This window comes from Phyllobacterium sp. P30BS-XVII, from assembly GCF_014138335.1.
Lineage (GTDB): Bacteria > Pseudomonadota > Alphaproteobacteria > Rhizobiales > Rhizobiaceae > Phyllobacterium > Phyllobacterium meliloti.
The window spans coordinates 335,262-357,687 of sequence record NZ_JACGXO010000002.1 but is presented as its reverse complement, the minus strand read 5'-3'; the positions used below and the strand labels follow the sequence as shown (position 1 = coordinate 357,687).

Below are 22,426 nucleotides of genomic sequence, written 5' to 3'. Positions count from 1 at the left end.
TACTCTCTTTGGTATTTCGTTCTGCTGCGGTCCGAATAATTATCCGATGGTTATTGTCGCGCCCACTTTGAGGGTGGAAACCAGCTTGCCGGTATCGACTTCCGATGCACAGATTTCGCCCGGGCGTTCAACATGATCGGACCCGTTGAATGTGATGACAACATGGCCGATATCCCGGACTTTTTGCCACGCATAATCACCAATGCCTGTAATCTTGGCCGAAAGATCACCAATGCGGATCACAGAACCGACAGGCGGCGTTGCTTCCGACGGCTGATCCTCGACCAGATGCAGGATGGAAACTTCGGCAAGTTCCGGCGGCGCACCATCGGCAAACAGGATGACGACGCCTCCCTCTGCGAGGTCCGCCACCTCGGGACCCACGGCTGTTACCCGTGTTTTCAAAAGAACTGACATATGGCGAACCTCTTCTTGTTAATCGAGTTTAGAATACGATCAGGCTGACAACCCAGGCAATCAGCACTGATACGGGACCCATGATCTGGCGGCTGATGAGAACCGCCGGAACACCGATTTCAATTGTCTTCGGCTTGGCTTCACCCAGTGCCAGACCAACTGGCACGAAGTCGCAGCCAACCTGCGTATTATAAGCGAACAGCGCAGGTAGGGCCATTGCCGGGGAAATCGTGCCATTGGCGATCTGCGGGCCAATAATCGCGACGCCGATCACCTGCGCAATCACCGCACCCGGCCCCAGAATGGGCGACAGGAACGGCAGGCCGCAAATGGCCGAAATGATCAGCAAGCCGACAATATTGTTGGCAAGCGGACCCATTGGCTGCGCCAGCACATCGCCAATCCCCGTATAAAGGATGAAGCCGATAAGCATCGTCACGAAGGCCATGAAGGGCAGAACGTTGCGCACGACCTGATCGATGGTCCGGCGACCGGCATTGAAGAATATACCAACAACCCGGCCCATGACCCGGCCAACAGAACTGATCAATCCGATCAGTCCGCCCTCGCCTGCATCGGATGCCGCGGCGGTGCGGCTGGACATGGCTGCTGCCATCTCTGCCGGTGTCGGTGTGGAGGCTCCGCCTGCAACCGTGGCGCTTTCCGATCCATCGGCGAGTTCGATATTGGCTTCTTTCACGCCCGAAACATAAATGTCCTCGGTAATGAACTGCGCCAGCGGGCCCGATTGGCCAACCGGTGTCAGATTGACAGTGGGAATACGCTTGCGCGGATAGACACCGCAGCGCGCCGTGCCGCCACAATCGACAACGACAACGCCCATCTCGCCTTCAACCGGCGGTGCCTTGAAGCCATCGACGGCCTCACCGCCGGTCAGTTCAGCAATACGGCGTGCAACGGGATGGATACCGCCACCGGTAACGGAAACGACCTTGTTGCGCTGCGGCGTCAACTGAATCGTCAGCGGGCCACCCCAACCATTGGAACCCTTGGAAATTTTGACTGGTTTATAGGTCTTTGACATTCTTTTTCTCCCCACCGCTGATTTAAAGCTCGATGCCCTGACGCCGCGCCATGATGGCGGTAATGCGCTCGGTCAACATGCCTTTTAGGAGGATAACGACCAGACCAACGATCGCGTACCAGATGGCCACATTGATATGATAGCCAGCGGGAACAGCGCCCTTTTTCTCCAGTTCGAGCAGCGCAACGAGAATGCCGCCCCAGACGAAATACTCGCCCGGATTGATATGCGGGAACAGGCCAAGCGGCGGATGTACGTAGGAAACCGCAGCATCGTAGAAAGCCGGCTTGTGCTTTTCTTCAAGGAACGAACCAAATGTATAGGCCATTGGATTGGTGAGGAAGAATACCGACAGCAGGGGCAGCACCGTATAACGCGTCAGGGCAATGCGGCCCGCACCGCGGGCAATGCCATGCACGCGCTCTTCGCCAACAAGTTCAGTCAGCGCATAGAAAGCCGTCATCAGAACGACGAGCGTTGGAATAATGCCAGTAACGAAACCGGCAAAAACTTCGCCGCCCTTCTGGAAAATACCGATGAAATATTTGCCTGCGCTGGTAAGCCAGCCCAGCTGCTCCTCCTGCTGGACGTGCTGCAGCTTGTTCTTGAATTCTTCGACGGTGATATCACCACCGCTGGACTGGGCCAGCACCACGAGATCATTGCCCGCATGGTGTATTGCCTGTTTGCCGTGCAGGGCAGCGTCCGAGACCATCGACCCCGCCACCGACAGGTGCTGCATGGTAACGTCGGCATGCTGCGCCAACATTGTTAGAATTGACATGTTCCCTCCTCCTTATCGGCCGTTTTGCTTGGGTACGGCCACCCCTAATTCTATGTGTCGCCTGACCCTAAGCGTTGACTGTCCTGATTCCCGAAAGGCCCGGCTGCTTCGGCTCGGTTCTGGCGCGGTCGATCTGTTCAATCGCACGCTCCGCCGCTTTGGCCAAAGCCGGGTCTTCCACGCCTGAAATGAGCGGATCGGCGCGCAATGCATTCAGTGTGATTCCCTCAAACTCGGGACGACGCGTAAATTTTGCAAAGACCGAACGGCCACGCATCACCAGAAAACGTTGCACAACCAGATCGGGCGTCACCACCACGAGGGCAATAACGCCTTTGCCAAAACGCCCGCGCACATTGCCCGCACCGACATATCCATCATTATATTTCGACGTAATGCCCTTCATCACATCGCTATAGTGGCGCATCTGATACCAGACACCCAGTGACTGCCAAGCCCAAAGGATTCCAAGGGCAAGCAATCCCCATTGCCACATCGCCATGTCTTCAACCTCCCATTGTCCAGCCATATACATATGCTATGCCGGGACGGAAAAATATAGAACATTTGTTTTTTGTAATGTCAATATGTATGATTTCTTGTATCATTGAAAACTTGGCTTCCGCTGCTTTGAAGCGTAAGACATACACAAGAGACATCAGAGAGACACGGCATGGATTTTCTGTTTCGCGATGAACTGGTTAGCACGCCTGATCTGCGTCACCGCCTGCGGCGGCTGCGCTGGTTCCGCATGGCCTTTCGCAAGAATGTCGCGCTGATTGCCGAGCATTATGGCTACCGCTTTGCCATTGACGAAACGAAACTGACAGCCGCATTCCTTAACTGGATCGAGACTGTCGAGCAGCAGAAATCCTTTTCGCGGATTGACCGGAAGGACTTCATTATTTTCGCCGCCGGTCTTGTGCTGAAAGAACTGATCGCCGAAGCGCCAGCCAAGGTTCAGGGCCATACGCCGCAAGCCAACAACGACGCGGCCAAAATGGCCGATATTATCGCATTCTGGCCGGAAGGTTTTCTCTACACCAACTTCTGCGTCGGTACGATTGCCGCCATCTATGAACAGGAATTTGGTGCCGCTCCGCAAATCGCCAGTTGTGCAAATGACCTGCGGACCTGGTGGTCCTACAAGGAAAATGTCAACGAAATGCCCGGCTATGCCATTGCCTATCTCGACAAGTTCCTTGGCGCAGAGCCAAACTGGGTCATGCCCAATCTGGCGTCTGCCCGCAGTGCCATTCAGCGCGCTCTGATCGCCTCAAGGGGTGGCAGCCGACTGACAGCACCTACCCCACGGAACGACTAGAGCGTCGCGCCTTATTGACGGCACGACGCTCCGACCTCCCGCAATATCCGCACCACCTTTTCCCGCTGTTCCAGCTGCGGCATGTGGCCTGTCCCGGCGAAAACATGAACCGCGATCTCACCCGGCAGACCTGACGCATGGGCAGCAGGAATGATCCTGTCTGCCGCACCGAAAATCACCCTGACAGGAATAATCAGCCCGGCCAGACTTCTGCGGATATCGAAGATTTGCGTCCCATCGGCAAAGAAGCGATCAGCGACAAGTTTCTGTGCATTGCGCAAGCCTTCGTCTTGTGACTGGGCAAGCGTTGCCTTGACAAAGGATCTGGTCAGAAGGCTCTCATCCTGCACCAGCAGCTTCATCCACGCGAGAAGGCTCGGCTCCGCCCTCGCCCGGACAAACCCTTGCAGGAAAGCCCCGTTAATCTCAGGTCCAAGACCTGCAGGCGCAATCAGCGTCAGGGCGCGGATATCAAGATTGCCACGAGCAGCGACCTTCGCTGCAATCGCCGCACCGAAGGAATGGGCCGCGACAACAACCGGCCCTGTATGATGGGCCGCAATCGTCTGCTCCACCAGCGCAGCAATGGAATCAATATCCGCAGGAATATCCCGCGTCGACTCGCCATGCCCAGGCAGATCAATAGCAAGGATCGCGCTATCGAGTGTCGTTCCCGCCAGCATTGGCCGCCAACTATTGAGATCAGAGCCGAAGCCATGGATCAGCACCAGCGGCGCCAGACCTGTATCATTGCCCTGCCGCAACCAGACCGCATGCAGCGGCGCTTTATCCGCCTTTGCAGCAACAGGTTTGGCAATAGCTGGCTGCGCGTGCGCAGCGCTCGCTTCAACGTCTTTCCGCTGAATCCGCCCCTTGGGACCCGAACCGGATACTGATGCCAGATCAATCCCGCTTTCTCTGGCGATCCGCCGCGCCAATGGTGTCGCGCGGACAGCATCTCCTTGCGTCGCCGCAACCGATAGACTTTCAGCAACAACAGGAGATGGTGATGGCTCGGCCACCTTCATCACGTCACTGACAGGCGCAGCTTCAATCGCTTCCGGCGTGGCAGCAGCGTAGTCCTCGCCCTCGGCATAAATCCAGGCAACCGACTGGCCCACCGGCACAACAGTGCCTTCCTGTGCCGTCACGCCGCGCAGGATACCGGAGGCGGGAGCATCCACTTCCATGGCCGCCTTATCCGTTTCGATTTCGAACAGCAGCTGCCCCTTGGATACGCTGTCGCCCTCCTTGGCGTACCAGCGCGATATCTGGCCGGTCTCCATATCCATGTCGACCTTGGGCAGGATAACTTCGGTGGGCATGACCTAGCGTACCCCCTTCACGAGATCGCGGGCGCTCTTCAATATTCCCGGCACTTGCGGCACGGTGGCCTTTTCCAGCTCCGGATTATAGGGGATGGGTGTTTCCGCGCCGCCAAGCCGCACAATCGGTGCATCGAGATAATCAAAGGCTTCGCTTTCGGCGATCATGGCGCTGACTTCCGCACCGATACCGAGCGTCTTTACACCCTCATAGACGCACATCAGTCTGGACGTTTTCTTGACGCTGGCGATGATCGTGTCTTTGTCCATCGGCCTGATGCTTCGAAGATCAACCACTTCGACGTTGATCCCTTCCTTTTCCAGTTCCTTTGCCGCTTCCAGCGCCTTGTGTACCATGATGGCGGAAGCAACGATGGTAAGATCGCTACCCTCGCGCACCACCGCCGCCTTGCCGATTGGCACCGTATAATAGCCCTCGGGCACAGGGCCCTTCATCTTGTAGAGCAGCTTGTGCTCAAAGATCATCACCGGGTCCGGGTCTTCGATAGCGGCGAGCAGCATGCCTTTCGCGTCATAGGGGGTGGATGGCTGGATTACTTTCAGACCGGGAACATGGCCAAGCCATGCTTCAAGACTTTGGCTGTGCTGGGCTGCCGCCCCCGTACCGGAACCCGATGGAAAACGCATGACCAGCGGCACCGAAACGGCACCACCCAGCATATAGCGGATTTTGGCCGCCTGATTGACGATCTGCTCCATGGCAAGCGCGGCAAAGTCGGAAAACTGGAACTCGAAAATCGGCCGCATACCAGTCAAGGCCGCACCGACGGCAACGCCAGCGCCACCAAGTTCGGAAATCGGCGTGTCCATCACCCGGTCTTCACCAAAGCGATGCACCAGATCGCCGGTGACCTGAAAGGCACCGCCATAGACGCCGATATCCTCCCCCATGAGGAACACCCGCTCATCTGCTTCCATGGCCAGCGCCATGGCTTCCTGAATAGCCTGCGAATAGCTCAGCTCGCGAATTGTCTCGTTCATCGGGTATGCTTTCAGTCCGTGTACACGTCGCGTGTGAGGTTGTTCAGATCAGGCGATGGGCTGTTTCTGGCAAATTCAATCGCCTCGGCGATTTCCGTCTCCACACCTGTGCGGATTGCCTCGATATCCCCGTCGGTGACAAAGCCGAATTCCTTCAACTGGCTTTCGAACAGATCGATGGGATCGCGGTTGGCGACCCAGTCCTCGATCTCTTCCTTGGTGCGATAGCGGTTGCGGTCGCTCTTGGAATGGCCACGATGCCGGTAGGTCTTGCACTCGATCAGCGTCGGGCCCTCGCCGCGCCGCGCCCGTTCGACAGCAGCGTTGGAAGCCTCCGCCACATCGGACAGATTATTGCCGTCCACAATCACACCCGGCATGTTGTACCCGGCAGCACGATCCGCCACGTTGGCAACAGCTGTCGACCGCTGGGTCGAAGTGGACATGCCATAACCATTGTTTTCACAAACGAAGACAACAGGCAGTTTCCAGATGGCGGCAATATTCAGCGCCTCGTGAAAAGCGCCCTCATTGTTGGCACCATCACCGAAATAGGAAATGACCACCTTACCGTTCTTCTGCTTCTTGGCGGACAGCGCAGCGCCCACCGCAATCGGAATTCCGCCACCAACGATGCCATTGGCTCCAAGATTGCCCTTGGACACATCGGCAATATGCATGGAGCCGCCACGGCCCTTGCAATAGCCGGTTTCCTTGCCAAAAAACTCGGCGAACATCTTTGACACTTCCGCGCCCTTGGCGATGCAGTGCCCATGCCCGCGATGGGTGGAGGTGATCATATCATCTTCATTAAGCGGCAGAGAAATGCCGACAGCACTTGCCTCCTGCCCGATGGAAAGATGCATCGTGCCGTGGATAAGCCCGCGCGTGTAGGATTCTTCCGCACCTTCCTCGAAGCGGCGGATGAGATACATTTTGCGCAACGCTTCCTTCAGCTGATCCGGAGAATAATGCCGGAACGCGAAAGGAAGATTGCTACCATCATCCTTGAATTTAGCGTTGGTGGCGGGAGCCATGCTTGGCACTCCTTAGCTGATTGCCCTGAATTCTATCCGTCTGATATCACCCGCCATAAACGAGCTTGTCCTGACGCTGCCTGAGTTCGACGATCTTTGAGCCTGCGATGGGTGCGGCATTGGCGCTGGTGATGAGTTCGCCCTTGGCAATCGGTGCTGTCACCGTGCCGCCCTGCAGAAGGCCGCAGGGTATCGCCCTGGCATTGCGTGCCTCCTGCGCCGTCATGATCCAGGCGCGGTAGCAATATTCGCCGATCGCATCGAGCTTCTCGCCGACCTTGAGGTCCTTTTTGGCAACCGCACAGACTTCCGCCACCGGCTTGGACAGCGGCACCATATCCGCCTTGCCGTAAAGCACGACGCGGGCACAGGTCAGCGGTACTTCCAGCGAGGTCAGGTGATAGGGCCGGTGGAAAGTAAAGTATGGACCCTTGCCCATCTTCAGATCTTCCATGCGCTCCGATATGCGCGGATGCGACATGTCGGCAACGACGAACACGCCGGGGGCAACACCCTTGCCGATGGAATAATCGACAACACCAACGCGCGACAGCAGCCCGCCATCCTTTTGCGGGATCAGCGTCTTGTTGAGCTGGTCGAGCGTTGCCGCCGGGCCATGCATACCAGCCTTGTCAGGCACCAGTCCGGTGGCATTGGCAATGGCCGCCATTTCAACCATGGTTTTCGAACCATCGACGAATTCCACCAGCATGCGCACATTCATATGGCGGCGGGCGGCTTCTTCCTCATAATCATCAGGAATGGCATCGATGTTGAGCGGGTTGTTCTTGCCCTTGCCGGCAGCGACAATCGGATGGCCCATGGCCGAGACGAACTCGATCAGTTCCATGCAGGAGGATGGCTCGTCACCAGCGCCCAGCGAATAGGTCACGCCAAGGCGATCCGCCTCGCTTTTAAGGTATGCACCGATGGTGACATCAGCCTCGACATTCATCATGACAAGATGCTTGCCATGCTCCATGGCGCGAAGCCCGATTTCGGCACCGACAGCCGGAACACCTGTTGCATCGATCACCACATCGATCAGATCATTCTCAAGGATCAGATCCGCATTGTCGGTGACGGCAATCCTGCCGCTTTCCATGGCTGAGGTCAGCGCCGAAGCGGTATTCACTTCCTTCGCATGGCCCGGTTCCTGATAGGCGATATCAACGGCCTTCAGGGCATTGGGCAGGTTCAATTCGGAAATCGCCCCGATTTCGACGCCGGGCATATGGGCGACGCGGGTGACGATATCGGTGCCCATCTCGCCCGATCCGATCAGACCGATGCGAATTGGACGCCCCGCATCCGCACGCGCCTGCATATCCCGCGCCAATCCCGTCAATGCTACATTGCTCGCCATACAAATATGCTCCTCGCCGGTCTCCGGTGCGACGCCGGGAACCACTGTCTTTCCATCAATCGAATATTGAACATTTGTATTTTAGTCAACACCTATGTGCATTATAAGAGTTGTAACAATGATCAAATAACAAGCGTGTGAACGTTCGGAACGCACGCCCCCAAAAGAGAGACGCAAATGCCGCAAAACAGGTTCGATCTGATAATTTTTGATTGTGATGGTGTGCTCGTGGACAGCGAGCCGCTGGCGGAACGCGCCTACCACAATGTTTATGCGCGGCATGGGATGAACCTGCCTGAAGGCACCATTGCCCAATGCGTTGGCATGAAACAGGCCGATATCATCAAGCGAATCACGGAGCTGAGCGGCTTCCAGCTTTCCGAGGCCGGTGAAGCCGAACTCTGGCCCGAGACAAAACACGTTTTCAGCCAGTTCCTGCAACCAACACCCGGTATCACCGCGCTGCTCGAAGCGCTGGAAACACCACACTGTGTTGCCTCGTCCTCATCGCTGGAGCGCATTCATTTCAGCCTGGCGACAACGAAACTTGCCGGTTTCTTTGGCGATGCGATCTATTCTTCGTCCATGGTCAAGCGCGGCAAGCCTGCGCCTGATCTCTTCCTGCACGCGGCGAAAGAAATGGGATACGAACCATCCACCTGCGTGGTGATTGAAGATTCGCCCTATGGTGTGGAAGGTGCCGTTGCCGCGGGCATGACAGCCATTGGCTATACTGGCGGCGGCCATACCTACACATCCCATGCCCAGACCCTGCTGGACAAAGGCGCCAGCGCGGTGTTCGCAGACTGGAAAGATATCGCCTATTGGATGCGGGCGACCTGAGATAACCCTACAAAACAAAAAGGGTGCCGCAGGGCACCCTTTCGTTGTAGCTGAGGCTCGTCTTAGTTCTTCAGCTCGAACGTCACGTTGACGGTGACATTGTAGCTGTTCTCACCCGCAGCAACCGGCACGGAATCCGATGCAGGTGCTGCCATCATCTTGGCGCGGCCAGCCATTTCGTATGGGCGAGGCTGGAAAGACTGCTCACTGATCTCGATGATCTTGCCGACTTCCACACCAGCGGCTTCCGTCAGGGTCTTTGCCTTGGCAATGGCGTCGGCCACGGCCTTCTTGCGGGCTTCCTCAAGGATGGTTTCCGGCTTGTCATTGGTGAAGGTCAGATTGCCGCCCTGATTGACGCCAAGCGTCACCGATTGATCCAGAATGTCGCCAACCTTTTTGAGGTCGCGCACCCGCACCGACAGGGAGTTGGAAACCGCATAGCCGACAATCTTCGGTGCCTTCGGTTGTTCACCCTGCTTGTTCTCAGGATAGACATAGCGTGGATCAATGCTGAAGCCTGATGTCTGCAGATCGCGCTCGGCGATTCCGGCCTTCTTCATGGCGTCGAGGACCTTGGCCATGGTCTCGTTGTTAGCGGTCAAAGCTTCCCGAGCGGTCGGCTTTTCCTGCAATACAACCAGTGAAAGCACGGCCATATCAGGTGCAGCAGCAGCTTCGCCTTGCCCTGTAACCGTAATGTGCGGACGTGGTGCTTCATCCGCCATAGCGGCGAAAGGAACGGCCATCATTGCGGTTGCGGCAACAGCCACGGCTAGAAATTTTGGTGTCATGGAATATCTCCCCGGATGAAGTGACATGAGCTGCGTCGCAGCTGATTATGGGCGGAATAGGGCGAAAGGTAAAACTTTCGCCCGTTCAGGTTGTGGTGAGTCGAATTGGATTAACGGATGACCGGGCAGCCGCTTAGCGGATGACCGGGCAGCCGGGCGCACGGGCAAAGACGACAGCGGTGCGATGACCATAACGCCAACCAGTAACCCGTACGACATTCCGGTTTACGACAGCCCGTGGATTACGGATGCCCATGCGACTCGCCTTGTTCAACGCCAGATTGACACTGCACGCACGTACAGGCCGATAAACAGGGCGATAGCCGTGATGATAGCGATGGCCATAACGATGATCGACCTTGATGACATTTGAACCGGCAACATCAACGATCTGAGACGACGGGGCGATGGGCGCAGCTGAAGCGGCGCTGACACCGAAGAGGGAACCGAGGCCAAGAGCGGCGGACACAGCGAGCATCTTGAATGAAATGCGGGACATGGCGTTTCTCCTTTATTGTTTATTGATCCAGACCTGAAATCCGGAAGGTGATCGTTTGTTCCACAAATCACCTGAACAAAGCTTCAACGTTCCATTCATCTCCCGTTCAGTAGAATTAAATTCCCTAACTTTCTGATTCGGCCATCATCATGTGGTCGAAATAATCTTCGTCCCTTTTCAGGTCGTGATCATAGGCGGTCACCTTGCCGCGCACCGAAATTCCGGCTTCATGCACGGTTTCCGCGCTTCCCGAAACCAGCGGATGCCACCAATAGAGATCCCTGCCCTCATCAATAAGGCGATAGCCGCAGGTTTCAGGCAGCCAAGGCACTTCACGGACAATCTCCGGCGTCAGGAAAACGCAGTCGGGAACTTTCTTCTTCCGGCCCACATAATCTGAGCACTGGCAGGTTCCCGCATCAAGCAATGTGCAGGCCACGGTGGTGAAATAGATTTCATCCGTGTCTTCATCTTCCAGCTTGTGCAGACAACAACGCCCGCAACCATCGCACAGGCTCTCCCATTCCGAGCGGTTCAGCTCATCAAGCGTCTTGGTTTTCCAGAATGGTTCTTTGGGCATGCGCTCGCATACATCTCAAACATCGATCCGTCCAGTGTAGCGCATTTTCTGCATGAACCCAAAATGAACGGCACCTTCACACGCGATACAGGCTCGCCCGTGCAATCTGCCTGTAATCGGATTCGGGCAGGATCACATTTGCACATGTGTACCCGCAAGGAATCTGGTGAGACGACCGCGATGGTCAATTGGCTGCCACAAAGCTGGCCCAACCTGCGGTCACAAATATTTGACGTGTTTCAATAGAGAGAAACGCAAGACAGGGATGACAATGAAACGCACAGCACTCTTTTTTGCTTCAACAGCAATTCTGTTCTCCTCGCCCTCGGCGATGGCAGAGCAATCGCCACTCCCTCGCCCTTACATCTCTTCAAATACCAACGAAGCTCCGTTGTTGCTGGCGCAGGCGGAAAGTGAAGCGCCCGCTCAGATAGAGGAAGCACAGAACCAGGCTCCGGAAGCGGATACCGGTGGCCAGCAAAAAGCTGAAGAGCAGGCAAGGAAACGCGCTGAACAAGAAGCCCGCGCTGCGGAGGCTCAGGCTGCCGAACGTGCGCAGGAGGCCAAGCGCGCTGCGCAGGAAGAAGCACAGAAAGCAGCTGAAGAACAGAAGGCCATCGCAGCAGAAGCCAAGCAGAAGGCCGCCGAGGAGGCGCAGGCTGCAAAAGCTGCTGAAGCCGAGGCCAAACAGAGAGCAGCGGCAGAAGCACAGGCCGCCAAAGCCGAACAGCAAAAGGCCATAGAAGCTGAAGCCAAGCAGAAAGCTGCCGAAGAGGCGCAGGCTGCAAAGGCTGCCGAAAAAGCTGCTGCGCAGGAAGCCGAACAGGCAAAGAAGGCAACTGAAGCCGAAGCCAACAAGGCTGCGGAACAGCAAAAGGCTATCGAGGCCGAAGCACGCAAGAAAGCCGAAAGCGCCCAGAAGGCCGCTGACCAGCAAACGGAAAAAGCCGCCGAGGACGCCAGGAAAGCCACTGAAAAGGCGGCCAAGGAAGCTCCGGCTGCCCAAGAGCCCGCCGTTGAAAAGCCGCAGAAACCCAAGGAGCAAAAGCCAGCAGCGGAGCAACCCGCAACTGAAAAGCCTGCACCTGCTGCCGAGCCCGCCACGGGCGAAAAGCCCGCCAAACCTACTGAGGCACAAAAGCCTGCAACGGAACCGGCAACCAATCAGCCTGCGGAAAAGCCGGCCAAACCAGCCGAAGGCCAGAAACCTGCAGCGGAACAGCCTGCTGGTGAAAAACCCGCTCCAGCCACAGAGCCTGCCAAGGGTGAAAAGCCGGCCAAACCAGCCGAAGGCCAAAAGCCTGCAACCGAGCAACCTGCTGGTGAACAACCCGCGACCGGCAAACCTGCGGGCGAGAAGCCAGCTCCTGTTACAGAACCTGCTGCGGGAGAAAAGCCTGCCAAGCCGGTTGAAGGACAGAAGCCAGCGCTGGAGCCTGCCGCCGGTCAGCCTACGGGTGAAAAACCCGCTGGCGAAAAGCCCGCAACACCTGTCGAAGCTGGAAAGCCCGGACCAAAGGACGCCTCGCCATTGCCGGAAAATGCCGCCCCGGTTCTCGATAGCCAGAAGCCAGCCCCGCCTGTAAAGGGCACCGGCGGTCAGATCGTCGAAAAGCCTGCCGGTCAACAGCCGGTGGTCCAACAGCCGGTTGTCCAGCAACCTGCCGTTCAGGTTCCAGCTACCCCGCCCGCACCGCCGCCAAAGAATGACGCGGATGTGCAGAAGGCGCTGGTACCGGTCAAGGTGGAGGGTATCCGCACCGAGGAAGGCACCCGCGTCAAACAGGCACCGCGTGAAGAGCGTCCTGCCGATGTGCAGATTATCCAGAAGATTGACAACCGCACCATCGTTGAAGTCAATAACAACATCTTTGTTGAAAGCTCCGACCGTCCGCGCATGTCGCGTGATGCGCAGGATGTCTATTACGAGGACTTGCCGCGCCGCCGTACCCGCGAAACCATCGTGCGTGACAATGGTGTGCAGGTCGTCACCATCCGCAATCGTTATGGCGATGTGATTCAGCGCTCGCGCGTCATGCCGGATGGCCGTGAGATTCTGCTGAGCTATACGCCCGATTATGACCGCGAGGAACGCTATCAGTGGCGCGATCCCGGCCTTGATCTGCCACCGCTCATTCTCACCATACCGGTGCGTGACTATATTCTCGATGCTGATCAGGTGCCGGAAGCAGACGTCTACGACTTCTTCATCCGCCCGCCGGTGGAACGTGTTGAACGCATTTACTCCGTTGATGAAGTCAAGCGTTCTGCCCGTATCCGTGACAAGGTGCGCCGTATCGATCTGGATACGATCACCTTCAAGTTCGGTTCGGCTGACATCACCGACGATCAGGTCCCGCATCTCGACAGCGTCGCCAAGGCGATGGCGGAGATCCTGAAAAAGAACCCGGCTGAAACCTTCCTCATCGAAGGCCACACCGATGCCGTGGGTTCCGATCAGGCCAACCTTGTTCTCTCGGATAAGCGGGCTGAATCGGTCGCCCAGGCCCTGACCAATGTATTCGGCATTCCGCCTGAAAACATGGCCACCCAGGGCTATGGCGAACGCTATCTGAAGATCAAGGTCGATGGACCCGAGCAGCAGAATCGCCGTGTTGCCATCCGCCGCATCACCCCACTGGTGCAGCCGCTGGCCAGCAAGTAGGCCGATCAGACATTGAAACAGAAAAACCCGGGCTTCGACCCGGGTTTTTTGTGATTATAGGTGGTTTTGTCTTGAGTTCGTCATCTGCATCGCTATCTCATGCAGGAAACCAATTGGAATAAGTTGTTTATGAAACGTATCGAAGTTTTTATCGAAAGCATCATTCTCGCCTCGCGCTGGCTGCTTGTCGTGTTCTATCTCGGGCTGGCAATCGCGCTGGCGATCTATGCTTTCTCGTTCGCCGGTAAGCTCTTCGATTTCGTCATGAAGGTCACTACTCTTGATGAAACCGAAACAATCCTCAAAATGCTTGGGCTTATTGATGCAGCGCTGGTTGCCAGCCTTGTGGTGATGGTGATCATTTCCGGTTACGAAAACTTCGTCAGCCGTTTCGATCAGGCTGATGATGTCCATTGGCTCGGCACGATTGATGCCGGATCGCTTAAGATCAAGGTAGCCTCGACCATCGTCGCCATCTCATCGATCCACCTCTTGCAGGTGTTCCTGAATCTGACGAAATACTCAACCGAACAGCTGACATGGTTCACGGTGATCCATCTCGCCTTCGTCTTCTCCGCCCTCTTCCTTGCCTATATCGACAAGATCATGGCCAAGGAAAAAGGCGATAAGAAATCGGACGAGCCGTCTATTTGAGCTAATCGACCGCTGTGTTGGCAGATGCATCCACCCCCTCTGTCCTGTCGGACTACCGGGGCGAGACCCGTGGCTCGCCCCGGTAGTCCGACAGGACAGAGGGGGGTGATACTTGGGAGCTATTGTGCGCGCGTAGTGGTTCGTGGTTCGACATAACAACCATGAGGGGCTTGGGTGGATGAAAGGGAGCTTTATTCTGCACCCTTTGTACTGCAATCTCTGCGATTAGCGTTGCATCCTCACTCTCCCTCATGGTGAGCTTGTTGAACCACGAACCCAAATCCTCAAACGCAAAACGGGATGGGTTTTCACCCATCCCGTTTTCATTTTAACCGGCGATATAACGCTTAGCTGTCGAGGAACGAGCGCAGTTTGCGCGAGCGGCTCGGGTGCTTGAGCTTGCGCAGTGCTTTCGCTTCGATCTGGCGGATACGCTCGCGGGTAACCGAGAACTGCTGACCGACTTCCTCAAGCGTATGGTCGGTGTTCATGCCAATGCCGAAACGCATGCGCAGAACGCGTTCCTCACGCGGGGTCAGTGAAGCCAGAACCCGGGTTGTCGTGTCACGCAGGTTCGCCTGAATGGCCGCATCAATTGGCAGCAGCGCATTCTTGTCTTCGATGAAATCGCCAAGGTGCGAATCTTCTTCATCACCCACCGGCGTTTCCAGCGAGATCGGCTCCTTGGCGATCTTCAGAACCTTGCGCACTTTTTCAAGCGGCATGGCCAGCTTTTCAGCCAGTTCTTCCGGTGTCGGTTCACGGCCAATTTCATGCAGCATCTGGCGCGATGTGCGGACGATCTTGTTGATCGTTTCGATCATATGCACCGGAATACGGATGGTGCGCGCCTGATCGGCGATCGAACGGGTAATCGCCTGACGAATCCACCATGTGGCATAGGTTGAGAACTTGTAACCACGACGATATTCGAATTTGTCGACCGCCTTCATCAGGCCAATATTGCCTTCCTGAATGAGATCGAGGAACTGCAGACCGCGGTTCGTGTACTTCTTGGCGATGGAAATAACGAGACGCAGATTTGCCTCCACCATTTCCTTCTTGGCCAGCGCTGCTTCGCGCTCGCCCTTCTGCACCTGATTGACGATGCGGCGGAATTCCGAAATCGAGATCGCAGTTTCCTGCGCCATGTTCTGGATTTCCGTGCGCAGGTTCTTGATCGTGTCTTTTTCGTTCTTGGTGAACTCTTTCCAGCCACGGGTGGTGAGGTTGGAAACGGCCTTCAGCCAGTTCGGGTCAAGCTCATTGCCCTGATATTCCTTCAGGAAGTCCTCGCGGCGCACGCCATAGGATTCGGCAAGACGCAAGAGGCGGCCTTCATTCTGGACCAGACGCTTGTTGATGTCATAAAGCTGGGCGACCAGCGCTTCGATACGGTTCTGGTTCAGCGACAGTGACTTCACTGCCTTGATCAGCTGATCCTTCAGTTCCTTGTAGCGGCGCTCCTGGCTTGGCGACAGGGAACCCGAGGCAGCGAGGCGGTTTTCCACCTGCTGGTCCTGCAGCTTGCGCAGCTTCTTATAGGTATCGGCGATAACGTCGAGCGTTTCCATGACCTGCGGACGCAGTTCAGCTTCCATCGCGGCAAGCGACAGATTGGCTTCATCGTCCTCATCATCATCGTCTTCAACGGGCGTATCACCACCGACATTGGTAATGTCATCATCGTCGCGGCGGCTGCGCGAGCGGTCATTGCCAGCGGCAGGCTTTTCTTCCTCGACGCGCTCGATCACCGGCGCCTGCTTGGCTTCAGGGCCCGCATAGGTGGTTTCAAGATCGATGATTTCGCGCAAAAGAATCTGCGAGTCATTCAAGGCATCGCGCCAGATGATGATGGCCTGAAAGGTCAGCGGGCTTTCGCACAGCCCTGAGATCATCGTCTCGCGCCCGGCCTCGATCCGCTTGGCGATGGCGATCTCGCCTTCGCGCGACAGAAGCTCGACGGTGCCCATCTCGCGCAGATACATGCGAACAGGGTCGTCGGTACGGTCGGTCGGTTCTTTCTTGGTGACGGTTGGTGCGACGGCTGTGCCGGTTGCATCGGCGAGTTCGCGTGCATCGCTCTCGTCGTCGCTATTGTCAGCCTCTTCGGCGTCCGCGTCCTGTTCGTCATCCTCGACAACATTGATGCCCATATCACTGAGCATAGCCATCGTGTCTTCAATCTGTTCGGAAGTGACCTCTTCGGACGGAAGAACGGCATTAAGCTCGTCCATCGTCACATAGCCGCGCTTCTTGGCGAGCTTGATCATCTTCTTGACAGCGTCATCGGAAAGGTCGAGAAGCGGTCCGTCCGGCGCGCCTTCGCGCTCGACTTCTACTTCTTCGTTTTCCTTTGCTTTCGTTGCCATATTCTATGTCTCCAAGCGACGTTTCGCTTTGTTCATGCATGGGAACTAACGAGTGCGGTGGCGCACCGGTTCCCCTACAGCGTCAAGGTAGTAAATGATCGACTAGCCGAAATCCCGTTAATGCCGGATTAACCTTGTTATTCCGATGGCGAGCACATTGTATATTTGCCGTATTTACAGGTTTTTCAGCCAAACCTACAAACATCAACGCAATATTTTCAATTCCGCGCAATCTGATTCCGTCATTATTCACCCACGTCAACCCCGACTCAACTGATTCGGGGCAAAAAAGCGAATCAATTCCGTCAAAAACCCTTTCCGGAGCGTCCGGAGGGTATTCCGAAGCCCTCGATCAGTGCTTCCGTAGCTTGCGCGTTACGGATATCGTTCTGAATATCGAGCAGCCGGTTCAGGTTTTCGTCGGTTGTATCGGTGGCCAACGCGGTTTCAGCTACTTTCAGCTCTTTATGTAGTGTGCTTGCGCGCTGATGCAAGTGAACCGCCTGCCGTAATGCTTCCAGCGCATCCTCTTCAGCGGCTTCTGCGGTCGCCGTCCACATGCGCGCCCGCCGGGCAAGCGCTTCCAGCGCCTCAATCAGCGTGCCATGTCCGGCCTCGGTCATGGCTTTGCGCATTTCAGCGCCATCCACCACATGGTGCTCGGCCAGCGCATTCAGCATGGCCGAATGAAAACGCTTCAGATCCGGGTGGCTGAATTCCAGCCGCACAACCGTTTCAAAATCCTCTTCGATCAACCGGGGATGATTGAACAGTGTCATCAATATAGCGGTCTCGCGCAAAGGCGGGGCGGCTGATGTTGTCTTGACCAGCACCGAGCGGGCCAGACTGTCGGAAACCGCCAGCCGTCCCGATGCCGCGCCCCTGCCCCGCTGGCCATAACCGTTCTGCCCATTGCCGCGCTGCTCGCCATCACGGCGATTATTGTTGTTGCGCTGGTTTGATCCGAAGAACTGCTGGATACGCTCGCGCACATCCTGCGCATAATGGCGGCGCACATTTTCATCGACAATCAGCGCCGTCATCTGCTTGAGCCGGGATTCCAGTTCAGCCCGCCGTTCGGGCGTATCAAACACGCCGCCGCTGGTCTCGCGTGCCCACAGCATGTCGGCGAGCGGGCGGGCATCGTCGAGCACTGCCTGAAATGCCTGCGGCCCCGACGCTTTGACCAGATCATCCGGGTCCTTGCCCTCGGGCAGCACGGCAAAGCGCAGCGACCGGCCCGGCTTCAGGGCAGGCATCGCAAGATCAATGGCGCGGTAAGCGGCCTTGATCCCCGCCTGATCGCCATCAAAACACAGGACCGGCTCCGGTGACATGCGCCAGAGGAGATCAAGCTGGTCTTCCGTCAGCGCAGTGCCCAGCGGTGCAACGGCTTGGCCAAAACCTGCCTGCGCCAGCGCGATGACATCCATATAGCCTTCAACGGCAATGACTGATTTGGCCGCCTGCCCCGCCTGCGGCTGGGCAAATCTGCGGGCGCGCAATGCGTTGAACAGCACCTTGCCCTTGTGGAAAAGCTCGGTTTCGTTGGAGTTCAGATATTTGGCTGGCGCATTGGGCGTCAGCGCCCGGCCGCCAAAGGCAATGACCCGCCCGCGCAAATCCTCGATCGGAAACATGATGCGATCCCGAAACCGGTCATAGGAAACCGGCTTGTCGTCGCCATAGACCACCAGACCGCAAGCCTCGATCTGCTCCCGGGTTGCGCCTTTCAGCGCCAGATGTTCCTTCAGCGCATTACGGCTCTCAGGTGAATAGCCCAGACGATAGGCATGTTGTGTGGTGGCCGAAAGCCCGCGATCACGCAGATAGGCGCGCGCCTTGGCACCTGCCGCCGACTGCAACTGCTCCTCGAAGAATTTCGTCGCCATATCCATGACGTCATAGAGTGTTGCGCGTTTGGCCTCGCGTATTTCCATTTCGGCATCGCGCGCCGGCATGGGGACACCCGCCATATCAGCCACACGTTGCACGGCTTCCGGAAAACTCAGGCCTTCAAGCTCCGTCAGGAACTTGAAATGATCGCCCGTCACTCCGCAACCGAAGCAATGGTAGCGGCCCTTGCGGTCCTCACAATGGAAACTCGGCGACTTCTCACCATGGAACGGACAGCATGCCCAGAAATCACCCTTCGGCGCGTTGGTTTTTTTCCGGTCGAATGACACCCGCGTGCCGATCACACTGGAAATCGGTACACGCTCCCTGATCTCGTCGAGAAAGGATGGTGGAAATCGCATGCTGTTCTTCGTTCGCTCAATCTGGCGGTTCTAAAAACCGCACTGTTTTGATGGCTCTGACAGCGACCTGCAGAACCAAATCCATATTGCATTATATCGTGTGGCGGTGAAAGACCTGCAAGACAATCATCCCCTGCTCATCACACCGATTCTGATTTAAATATCAGCCCGCCTTATCAACATATCGGCTCGCCTTATAAAAGCCGGCTCATTATTTCCGATTCATCAAAAAACTGTCATAAAACTGTTACACTTTGCCAAAAACGACACAATTCTTCTTAGCCGGAACATATTTTTTCCCCTTTTGGAATGATATGTTATCTTAATAATTAGCAACTAGAATTCGTCTGGTTGTCTACCGCATTTTTCCACCTAGTCAGGATTGGCTCAAGTGAACGGTTCGACAGTTTTATTGCATCTTGCTGGTGCAGTGGCTCTTTTATTGTGGGCGACCCGCATGGTTCGCACCGGCGTCGAGCGCGCCTATGGTGAGCGCATGCGCCAAAGCCTGCGCGGCGTCCTGCACAATCCGGTTCTCGCTGTCCTTTGGGGAACGATGCTTTCCATCGCCCTGCAGAGTTCGACGGCGGTCAGTCTGCTTGTTGGTTCCTTCGTGGGCTCTGGCATTGTCAGCGGCATTTCCGGCCTTATGGCCGTGCGCGGTGCCGAGGTGGGTTCGGCGCTTGTGGTTCTCATCCTCAGTTTTGATCTGACACTGCTGGTTCCCGTCTGTCTTCTCGCCGGTACAGTCATTTTCATGTCGACCCAGCGCGGCGACTGGCGCCAGATCGGCCGCATTCTCGTGGGCATCGGCCTGCTTGTGCTTTCGCTTGAGATGACCGGTCAGGCCACAGAACCCTTGCGCAACAGCGATCTCCTGCCGGTTATCGTCAGCTATCTCAACACTGACCCGATCACCGCCTTCATGCTGGCCGCGCTGATGACATGGCTGTTTCATTCGAGCATCGCCGCCATCCTGCTGCTCGTCACCTTCGCCTCGCGCGGCTTGATCGAGCCGGAACTGGGCGTGGTCATGGTGTTCGGCGTCAATCTCGGCTCGTCCTTCATTGCGCCGCTGCTCACCCGCAACGCCGCACCGCAGGCGCGTATTGTGCCCATGGGCAATCTTCTGATGCGCGGCGCCGGTTCGCTGATCATTTTGATCGCCTATCTCACCTTCAAACCATCCGTGGCTTTCCTCGGCTCGGCTCCAACCGACCAGATTATCCACGCCCATATCCTCTTCAATGTGATCATTCTGCTTGCCGGTGTACCGCTGTCGGGTCTTGTCCTGAAAGCCACCAAGGCGATTGTGGCACTCAACGCCCCTGCACCACAGGCTCCATCGCTGGAACAGGCGGAAATGAGCGCATTGGATGAAAGCGTGCTGGATATGCCTAATCTTGCACTTGCCAATGCCACCCGCGAGACGGTGCGCGTCTGCGAAACTGTGGAAATCATGCTGCAGCGGGTCATCGGTCTTTACGAAAACCCCGAGCAGCCCCGCATCAACGAACTATCCGGGCTTGATGACAAGGTTGACCGCAAGCATGCGGCCATCAAGCTTTATCTTGCCAAACTGACAACCCGCTCGCTCTCCCCGCAGGAGGTTAGCCGCGCGCAGGAACTGCTCGGCGCCTGCGTCAAGCTTGAACAGGTCGGCGATATCATCGTGCGCAACATGCTGGCGCTGGTGCAGAAGAAGATGGACCGCAACCTCAAATTCACCGATGAGGGCTGGCTGGAACTCAGCAACTTCCACGCCAAAGTGCTGACCAATGCGCGTATGGCGTTCAACGTGCTTGTTTCGCGTGACAGCGAAATGGCGCACCAGCTGGTTCTGGAAAAGGACCACCTGCGCGATCTGGAAAAGCAGAGCAGCCAGCGCCATTTCAGCAGGTTGCGCGAGGGCACGCTGCGCAGTCTGGAAACCAGCTCGATCCACTTGGACACCATCCGCGACCTGAAGCAGATCAACTCACTTCTCGCCGCCATGGCCTATCCGGTACTGGAAGAACAGGGCCTGCTCAACACTACCCGCCTGCGCGCGCTGAATAATTGAGTATTGCATGCAGCATCTTGCCCGCCCCCGAAGTAGGGAAGGTAAGATGATGCTTGGTGCAGCTTTGTATTGGGGACGCGCTGCAACATCTGTGATCTGAAATGTCGGCGATTATCTTTGCAGCCCTCCCTCTCCCTCATCCTGAGCTTGTCGAAGGGCGCGGCTATGGTTCTGCAACCACTCATTTTTAAAAAACTGTGCCAACTTATCCAACACCATCTCACATCGCTTATTCTGATGGTGTCCTTTCCGGCGGGAATGCTCCGGAAAACTTTCTGAAGTCAGGAAAGGATCGGTGATTTCACCTGCGGGGAGACCCCAACCCGCAGGGGAAGCGGTTTTATCTCACAAGGGTAAAACCAGTCATCGGGACGGGTGATCCGGTTATTTTCTTGGTTCAAACAGGAAAATCTCCGGGGAACGCACTGATTACACTACCAATACCAAGACTTCCGCGTTCCCCTTTGGATCGCCCGTCTTTCCCACCTCATCAATAGCCAGACGCAAAAGCGGGCGTGGTGATGGGGGAGGTATGTTCTGCAACTGCAATGTTGGAGATGCAATCACCATCTTCCGTGGTTCGACATAACAACCATGAGGGAGTTAGGTGGATGCAACGCTAATCGTCAACATTGCACTTCACACCATTACAGAACTCACTCCCTGCAACCCATCCCTCTCCCTCATCCTGAGCCTGTCGAAGGGCGAACCACGAACCACGCACAATCGGCAATGCAGCATCCTACCTCGGCTGCCGCATTGTCCGAGGCTCATCTGCAAGCAAGCTGTTCAGCAGTTCCTTGATCGCCTCCACAGCCCGGCGTGAGGTGGCTTCCGGTTCGGACGAATTGGCAATCCACGAGGCGGCGTGCAGCAGAGCACCATTCAACAGGCGTGCCAGCGCCTCCGGATCACCCGGTTTGATAATTCCATCCGCATGCAGACCCTCAAGACTGGCCGACATGGAACGGATGCATTTGTTCTGGTTGGGCCAGATTGCCGGATCACCAAGCACAGAAGGGCCATCGCGCAGGACGATGCGCTGGATTTCCGGCTCCAGCGCCATCTCCAGATAGGCAGTACACTCATCGACAAATCCCTGCCATTTGCTTGCTGATTTACCGGAGACTTCGAGCAGGCGCGTATCCATCTCCGCGTCGATCTCGGCAATAACCGCTTCAAGCAGTCCCTTTTTGTCACCGAAATGGTGATAGAGAGCGCCGCGTGTCAGACCGACAGCTGATGTAAAATCGTCCATGGAAGCATCGGCATAACCCACCGCGCCAAAAGCTGCTCTTGCCGCAGCGACCAGCTTGGCGCGCGTTTCTGCAATCATTTCGGCGCGAGGTTTATGAGCCATACAAATTCCCTTCACATACACAACGTATATTAATTGACA

General features: G+C 56.4%; 19 protein-coding genes. 5 read left to right on the top strand and 14 right to left on the bottom strand.

Annotated elements, in window-relative coordinates:
* Positions 1-39: 39 nt before the first annotated feature.
* The 4 genes from FHW17_RS07640 to FHW17_RS07625 all read right to left on the bottom strand — a co-directional run bounded on the left by FHW17_RS07640 (position 40) and on the right by FHW17_RS07625 (position 2,748).
* Entirely contained in the window at positions 40-417 is a 378-nt protein-coding gene (locus tag FHW17_RS07640; RefSeq protein ID WP_112528944.1) for a PTS glucitol/sorbitol transporter subunit IIA, read from the bottom strand.
* Between the two features lie 28 nt (positions 418-445).
* Entirely contained in the window at positions 446-1,462 is a 1,017-nt protein-coding gene (locus FHW17_RS07635; protein WP_113096295.1) for a PTS glucitol/sorbitol transporter subunit IIB, read from the bottom strand.
* A 22-nt stretch (positions 1,463-1,484) separates the two neighbouring features.
* The gene (locus FHW17_RS07630) at positions 1,485-2,246 is read right to left on the bottom strand and encodes a PTS glucitol/sorbitol transporter subunit IIC (protein WP_112528940.1); all 762 of its coding nucleotides are present in this window, start codon (positions 2,244-2,246) and stop codon (positions 1,485-1,487) included.
* Positions 2,247-2,313: 67 nt separating this feature from the next.
* Positions 2,314-2,748 (bottom strand): transcriptional regulator GutM, encoded by a 435-nt coding sequence (locus FHW17_RS07625; protein ID WP_182509667.1) that lies wholly within the window; start codon positions 2,746-2,748, stop codon positions 2,314-2,316.
* 171 nt (positions 2,749-2,919) lie between these two features.
* On the opposite strand from FHW17_RS07625, the gene FHW17_RS07620 reads away from it, so the two are divergent.
* The gene (locus FHW17_RS07620) at positions 2,920-3,570 is read left to right on the top strand and encodes a hypothetical protein (protein ID WP_112528938.1); all 651 of its coding nucleotides are present in this window, start codon (positions 2,920-2,922) and stop codon (positions 3,568-3,570) included.
* A gap of 11 nt (positions 3,571-3,581) precedes the next feature.
* Here FHW17_RS07620 and FHW17_RS07615 read toward each other — a convergent pair whose 3' ends face one another.
* The 4 genes from FHW17_RS07615 to FHW17_RS07600 are packed head-to-tail and all read right to left on the bottom strand — an operon-like array spanning position 3,582 to position 8,300.
* Positions 3,582-4,895, bottom strand: a complete 1,314-nt coding sequence (locus tag FHW17_RS07615; RefSeq protein ID WP_182509535.1) for an acetoin dehydrogenase dihydrolipoyllysine-residue acetyltransferase subunit — start codon at positions 4,893-4,895, stop codon at positions 3,582-3,584.
* 3 nt (positions 4,896-4,898) lie between these two features.
* Complete coding sequence (locus FHW17_RS07610; protein WP_182509534.1) at positions 4,899-5,897, bottom strand: alpha-ketoacid dehydrogenase subunit beta; 999 nt, start codon at positions 5,895-5,897, stop codon at positions 4,899-4,901.
* A gap of 11 nt (positions 5,898-5,908) precedes the next feature.
* Entirely contained in the window at positions 5,909-6,934 is a 1,026-nt protein-coding gene (locus tag FHW17_RS07605) for a thiamine pyrophosphate-dependent dehydrogenase E1 component subunit alpha (protein WP_112528932.1), read from the bottom strand.
* Positions 6,935-6,980: 46 nt separating this feature from the next.
* Positions 6,981-8,300: an NAD(P)H-dependent oxidoreductase gene (locus FHW17_RS07600; protein ID WP_182509533.1), complete on the bottom strand. Its 1,320-nt coding sequence runs from the start codon at positions 8,298-8,300 to the stop codon at positions 6,981-6,983.
* Positions 8,301-8,477: 177 nt separating this feature from the next.
* Between FHW17_RS07600 and FHW17_RS07595 the strand changes: the two genes are divergently transcribed.
* Positions 8,478-9,143 (top strand): HAD family phosphatase, encoded by a 666-nt coding sequence (locus FHW17_RS07595; protein ID WP_182509532.1) that lies wholly within the window; start codon positions 8,478-8,480, stop codon positions 9,141-9,143.
* Between the two features lie 62 nt (positions 9,144-9,205).
* On the opposite strand, the gene FHW17_RS07590 is transcribed toward FHW17_RS07595, so the two are convergent.
* The 3 genes from FHW17_RS07590 to FHW17_RS07580 all read right to left on the bottom strand — a co-directional run bounded on the left by FHW17_RS07590 (position 9,206) and on the right by FHW17_RS07580 (position 11,016).
* A complete protein-coding gene (locus FHW17_RS07590) occupies positions 9,206-9,937 on the bottom strand; it encodes an SIMPL domain-containing protein (RefSeq protein ID WP_182509531.1) in 732 nt (243 codons plus the stop codon).
* Between the two features lie 133 nt (positions 9,938-10,070).
* Positions 10,071-10,436, bottom strand: a complete 366-nt coding sequence (locus FHW17_RS07585; RefSeq protein WP_182509530.1) for an antifreeze protein — start codon at positions 10,434-10,436, stop codon at positions 10,071-10,073.
* Positions 10,437-10,560: 124 nt separating this feature from the next.
* Positions 10,561-11,016 carry a YcgN family cysteine cluster protein gene (locus FHW17_RS07580; protein WP_091877937.1) on the bottom strand — a complete coding sequence of 152 codons (456 nt, stop codon included), beginning with the start codon at positions 11,014-11,016 and terminating at the stop codon, positions 10,561-10,563.
* A gap of 271 nt (positions 11,017-11,287) precedes the next feature.
* Here FHW17_RS07580 and FHW17_RS07575 point away from each other — a divergent pair, with 271 nt between their 5' ends.
* Together FHW17_RS07575 and FHW17_RS07570 are read left to right on the top strand one after the other, a co-directional pair.
* The gene (locus tag FHW17_RS07575; RefSeq protein WP_182509529.1) at positions 11,288-13,681 is read left to right on the top strand and encodes an OmpA family protein; all 2,394 of its coding nucleotides are present in this window, start codon (positions 11,288-11,290) and stop codon (positions 13,679-13,681) included.
* A gap of 129 nt (positions 13,682-13,810) precedes the next feature.
* A complete protein-coding gene (locus FHW17_RS07570) occupies positions 13,811-14,335 on the top strand; it encodes a TIGR00645 family protein (RefSeq protein ID WP_113097824.1) in 525 nt (174 codons plus the stop codon).
* A gap of 347 nt (positions 14,336-14,682) precedes the next feature.
* On the opposite strand, the gene rpoD is transcribed toward FHW17_RS07570, so the two are convergent.
* A complete protein-coding gene (gene rpoD, locus FHW17_RS07565; RefSeq protein ID WP_112529473.1) occupies positions 14,683-16,707 on the bottom strand; it encodes an RNA polymerase sigma factor RpoD in 2,025 nt (674 codons plus the stop codon).
* Positions 16,708-17,012: 305 nt separating this feature from the next.
* Positions 17,013-18,965 (bottom strand): DNA primase, encoded by a 1,953-nt coding sequence (gene dnaG / locus FHW17_RS07560; protein WP_182509528.1) that lies wholly within the window; start codon positions 18,963-18,965, stop codon positions 17,013-17,015.
* 391 nt (positions 18,966-19,356) lie between these two features.
* On the opposite strand from dnaG, the gene FHW17_RS07555 reads away from it, so the two are divergent.
* The gene (locus FHW17_RS07555) at positions 19,357-21,027 is read left to right on the top strand and encodes a Na/Pi cotransporter family protein (RefSeq protein WP_182509527.1); all 1,671 of its coding nucleotides are present in this window, start codon (positions 19,357-19,359) and stop codon (positions 21,025-21,027) included.
* A gap of 742 nt (positions 21,028-21,769) precedes the next feature.
* Here the strand turns inward: FHW17_RS07555 and FHW17_RS07550 are convergent.
* Positions 21,770-22,387, bottom strand: coding sequence for a TetR/AcrR family transcriptional regulator (locus FHW17_RS07550; RefSeq protein ID WP_182509526.1), 618 nt, complete (start codon positions 22,385-22,387; stop codon positions 21,770-21,772).
* Positions 22,388-22,426: the final 39 nt, after the last annotated feature.